5 protein-coding genes and 1 pseudogene are annotated in these 4,818 nt (G+C 67.0%); 2 read left to right on the top strand and 4 right to left on the bottom strand.

What is annotated here, in order from left to right; genetic code table 11:
• Both WA965_RS06210 and WA965_RS06205 read left to right on the top strand, forming a co-directional pair.
• Positions 1 to 898: ParB/RepB/Spo0J family partition protein (locus tag WA965_RS06210; RefSeq protein ID WP_526447239.1), on the top strand; the 898-nt coding region annotated here is incomplete at its 5' end.
• Positions 899 to 1,115: 217 nt separating this feature from the next.
• Entirely contained in the window at positions 1,116 to 1,865 is a 750-nt protein-coding gene (locus WA965_RS06205) for an acetyltransferase (RefSeq protein ID WP_526294767.1), read from the top strand.
• Here the strand turns inward: WA965_RS06205 and WA965_RS06200 are convergent.
• From WA965_RS06200 to WA965_RS06185, 4 genes and pseudogenes are all read right to left on the bottom strand, one after another.
• Positions 1,862 to 3,049: an N-acetylmuramoyl-L-alanine amidase gene (locus tag WA965_RS06200; protein ID WP_526294765.1), complete on the bottom strand. Its 1,188-nt coding sequence runs from the start codon at positions 3,047 to 3,049 to the stop codon at positions 1,862 to 1,864. The two genes, WA965_RS06205 and WA965_RS06200, sit on opposite strands and share 4 nt — an antisense overlap.
• An 83-nt stretch (positions 3,050 to 3,132) precedes the next feature.
• Positions 3,133 to 3,477 carry a thioredoxin gene (gene trxA, locus WA965_RS06195; RefSeq protein ID WP_526294763.1) on the bottom strand — a complete coding sequence of 115 codons (345 nt, stop codon included), beginning with the start codon at positions 3,475 to 3,477 and terminating at the stop codon, positions 3,133 to 3,135.
• Complete coding sequence (gene trxB, locus WA965_RS06190) at positions 3,474 to 4,466, bottom strand: thioredoxin-disulfide reductase (RefSeq protein ID WP_526294761.1); 993 nt, start codon at positions 4,464 to 4,466, stop codon at positions 3,474 to 3,476. Before trxB ends, trxA begins: the two co-directional genes overlap by 4 nt.
• Positions 4,467 to 4,562: 96 nt before the next feature.
• Positions 4,563 to 4,818: pseudogene (locus WA965_RS06185) on the bottom strand (hypothetical protein); the annotation flags it as partial.

Below are 4,818 nucleotides of genomic sequence, written 5' to 3'. Positions count from 1 at the left end.
GATGGGCGCCGCGGCGGCCGACGCGATGTTCGGCGGGGCGCCCGCGGCGGTGACCCCACCGGAAGACAATCCAGTCGGTGCCGTGTACCGGGAGATCGAACCCTCCAGGATCGATCCGAACCCGCGGCAGCCGCGGCAGGTGTTCGACGAGGAAGCACTCGCCGAACTGGTGCACTCCATCCGCGAGTTCGGTCTGATGCAGCCGATCGTGGTGCGGGCGGTACCCGACAGCGATGGCGCGAGTCCCTCCCGCTACCAACTCGTCATGGGGGAGCGGCGGTGGCGGGCCGCCCAACAGGCGGGAGTGGCGACCATCCCCGCGATCGTCCGGGAGACCGCTGACGAGAGCATGTTGCGCGACGCCCTGTTGGAGAACATCCACCGGGCGCAGCTGAACCCGTTGGAAGAGGCGGCGGCGTATCAGCAGTTGCTCGAGGAGTTCGACGTCACCCACGACGAACTCGCCACCCGCATCGGCCGGTCGCGTCCGCTGATCACCAACATGATCCGCTTGCTCCGTCTTCCGATCGCGGTGCAGCGCCGGGTTGCCGCCGGCGTGCTGTCCGCCGGTCACGCCCGGGCGCTGCTGGCGCTCGAGGGCGGCCCGGAATTGCAGGAGGAACTCGCCGCCCGGATCGTGGCCGAGGGGTTGTCGGTGCGTGCTACCGAAGAGGCTGTGACGCTGGCCAAGCGGGACGGCGGCGCAACGCCGTCGACGCCCCGGCGCAAGCCGATCCAGATGCCCGGACTTCAAGATGTCGCCGAGCAGTTGTCCAGCGCCTTCGATACTCGGGTGACGGTGAGCCTGGGCAAGCGAAAGGGCAAGATCGTGGTGGAATTCGGGTCGGTGGACGATCTGCAACGAATTGTGGACCTCATGAACTCGTCGTCGCCGTGACCGGTCATACCGGCGAATTACGTCACTGTGACACTGCTCGCGACCGCGGGGTGGTTCCGCCCCGCGGTCACGGGAAACATGCTGTGCCCCAGGTGAATTCGATTAACTGCGGAATTTCGCGAGCTTTCGGCAGGCAGGGTGGTCCTGCCGGGCCGCCGCCTTCTATTCTGGAGAGGCCGCCGTTCGTTTTCCGACGGCGTGAAACCTCGGGAGTGTAGTGGCCGCGCGAATCACGCCCCTCCGGCTCGAAGCGTTCGAGCAGTTGCCCAAGCACGCCCGACGCTGCGTGTACTGGGAGGTCGACCCACCGACGGTGGGCAACGACGACCATCTCGCCGACCCCGAGTTCGAGAAGGAAGCGTGGCTGTCCATGGTCATGCTGGAGTGGGGGTCGTGCGGGCAGTTGGCGGTGCAGTGTCGCGACGTGGATCAGGTCGCCGATCCGACGCTCGAATCGACCGACGACCCCTGTCTCGGATACGCCTTCTACGCCCCGCCGCGGACGGTGCCGCGGGCAAGCCGGTTCCCTACCGGACCGGTGAGTCCCGACGCGGTTCTGCTGACCACCATCGGCATCGAGTCCGGTCAGGGCAACGAAGACCTGGCGAGGACTCTGATCGCCGCGGTTGTCGCCGATCTGGTCCGGCGCGGGGTGCGCGCTCTAGAGGCGTTCGGTCGGTCGCCGGAGGTGTCGGAGTTGTCCGATCCGGATCGGGTGCCCGGCGATGTCGTGCCCGTGCTCGAAGCACTCGGTGACTGCTCGGTGGATCAGTGCGTGCTGGACACCGATTTGCTGCTCGACGTCGGCTTCGTCGTCGTCTCGCACCACACCTACTTCCCGCGGCTTCGCCTCGAACTCGAACAGGGGCTCGGCTGGAAGGCCGACGTCGAGGCGGCACTGGAACGGTTGTTGCAGAGCGCCCAGCTCGAGCAGCCGGTGGGTGCCGGGGCGAACCCCTGCAGTTAGGCCTGGCGGGCCTGCTCGACGGAGAGCTCGTGGGCCAGGAGTTCGGCGAAAGTGAAAGTGCCGGTGGGCCGATCGTTCTTGCCCAGCAGATACAACCGTTTGACCGCGGCGAGCATGCCCTCGGCGATCGAGTCGCGGGAAGCCGAGGACAGCAGCGTGGCGCGGTCCTTCGGGTTGGTGAGGTAGCCGACGTCGACCTGAACGGTCGGCATCCGGGTCAGTCGAAGTAGGTCCCAGGTCCGGCCGTGCACGCGGCAGTCCTGCAATCCGGTGCGCGCCACTACTTCTCGCTGGATGAAGTCGGCCAGGTTGCGCCCGATGGTGGACACCGACCCGTGCGAGTTCCCGAAATGGAACGACGCGACACCGTCAGCGGACGGTGTGGGGTGGGTCGCGCAGCGCAGGCTGATCATCAGGTCGGCGCCAACGGAATTGGCGGTCGCCGCGCGCTCGGCGTCCGACGGCGAGCGGTTGGCCGGGCGGGACAGGAACGTCTCCATGCCGATCGCCGTCATGCGCCCTTCAAGCCGACTCGCCAAGTCCCACAAGAGGTCCGCCTCGCTGATCGGGCCGGCGTCACCATTCATGATCAGGCCGTGATCGCCGCCACCGCGGCCCGGGTCGATGATGATCCGCTTGCCGGAAAGTCGCGGGCCGGAACTGCGGACCAATTCCTCCTCGCGGATCGCGTGGGGGGAGCCGCCGGTGACACGGGATCCGAGAAAATACAAGGAGCGCAACGTTTCCGGACCGCAGATGCCGTCCGGATACAGGCCGTACTCCCGCTGATAGGACGACAGTGCGTTGTGGGTCTGCATGCCGAAATGGCCGTCGACGAGATTGGTGTAGAAGCCCAGATCCTGAAGTCGCGCCTGCAACGTGGCGACGTCGTCGCCGTACATCGGTGCGCCGAACTGGTGGTTGAGCGTGCGGGCACCCAGTCGGTAGGAGGCTTCCTTGAGTGCCCGGTAGGTGGCCTCGCCGACAACACCATCGACCAGCAGACCGCGGTGCTGCTGGAATGCGCGCACGGCGTGGTCGAGCTCACCGTCGAACATGTCCAGCGCCACATGTCTGCCGGTGGTCAGGTCCTCGTCCGGGTTGTCGATCATGCCCAGCGCGGCCAACGCGGCCCGGATCTCGGTGACCGCACTTCCGCGGTCACCGCGACGCACACTCGACATAGGCAGCATTCTCTCAGACACGATGGGGAATCGGGAAAACCCCAGGCTGGTGTCAGCGCCGCGAAATGCGGCGTCAGACCATGTCAGAGATTTTCTGAGAGCTCCCGCAGCAACGCGGCCTTGCCCTTGGCGCCGACGATGCGCTTGACCGGTGCACCGTCCTTGAACAGGATCATCGTCGGAATCGACACCACCTGGAAGTCCCGGGCGGTCGCCGGATTCTCGTCGACGTCGAGCTTGGCGACGGTCAACGTACCGGCCTTCTCGGCGGCGATCTCCTCGAGCACCGGGGCGACCATCTTGCACGGGCCGCACCAGGTGGCCCAGAAGTCCACCAGCACCGGCGTGCTGCTCGACAGCACATCCTGGGAGAACGAATCGTCGGTCACCGCCACGGTGGACTTTCCAGCGGATCCGGAATCGCTCATTGCTGTGCTCCTATCAGGTCAGTGTCTTCCGTTGTGGTGGAAGTTCTCTCGCCCGGGTCCGCGTGTTCGGCGAGCCAGCGTTCCGCGTCGATAGAGGCGGCGCAACCACTTCCGGCCGCTGTGATGGCCTGCCGGTAGGTGTGGTCGACGAGATCGCCTGAGGCGAAGACGCCTTCGACCGAGGTGTAGGTCGTGCGGCCCTGTACCGCGACGTAGCCCGCATCGTCGAGGTCCACCTGGCCACGCACCAGCTCTGAACGGGGGTCGTGGCCGATGGCCACGAACACGCCCGTGACGGCGAGCTCGGACTCCTCGCCGGTGACCGAATTGCGCAACCGGATCCCGGTCACCTTGGGGTCACCCACGATGGACGTCACATCGGTGTTGGTCAGGAAGCGGATCTTCTCGTTCGTCTGCGCCCGTTCGAGCATGATCTTCGACGCCCGGAACTCCTCGCGCCGGTGGATCAGCGTCACGCTGCGGGCGAAGCGGGTCAAGAAGGTCGCTTCCTCCATCGCCGAGTCACCACCACCGACGACCGCGATGTCCTGGTCCCGGAAGAAGAAGCCGTCACAGGTGGCGCAGGTGCTCACACCCATGCCGAGCATCTCGGCCTCCCCGGGCACGCCGAGCTGGCGGGCGGCAGCACCCATGGCGAGGATCACCGCGCGCGCCTGGTGGACCTCGTCGCCGACGGTGACGGTCTTGACCGGCCCGGACAGATCGACGGAGTCGACGTCCTCCATGCGCAGGTCCGCGCCGAAGCGCAGCGCCTGCTCCCGCATCTGGTCCATCAACTCGGGTCCGGTGATGCCGTCACGGAATCCGGGATAGTTCTCCACCTCGGTGGTGGTCATCAGCGCGCCACCGAACTGGGTGCCCTCGAACACGACCGGTTCGAGCTGGGCACGGGCTGCATACACGGCCGCGGTGTAGCCGGCCGGACCGGAACCGATGACGATGACGTCATGGACGGTGGGTGAGGTCATGAGAGCCTTTCTGCCTGCGGCGAGAGTCCAAACAACCGCGCTGTTAGAACACCAGGGTAAGCCGAGGTGTTCCCGTCGACGATCCCGGCGCGGGTGTCAAGGCGCGGCCGGCACGGTTTGGGCCAGCAACCCGGGGTGGGTGGCGTTGCAGGTGGGCCCGACCACCAGGGCACGGATCTGCTGAGACGCGCCGGCGGCGATCAGCAGCAGCACGACGATGGCGGCGGCCACCACGCAGATCCCGGCGATGACACCCGCCCGCTGCGCAGGGGACAGCTTCGGCCGCGGCAGCGGGTGCCCGTCGGGTCCCGGTGAGGGGGGAGGTGGTGCCGCACGCAGCGCGGCACCGATG

The sequence above is a fragment of the Mycobacterium sp. genome (assembly GCF_049683935.1).
Classification (GTDB): Bacteria; Actinomycetota; Actinomycetes; order Mycobacteriales; family Mycobacteriaceae; genus Mycobacterium.
This window is presented reverse-complemented; position numbering and strand designations above follow the sequence as displayed.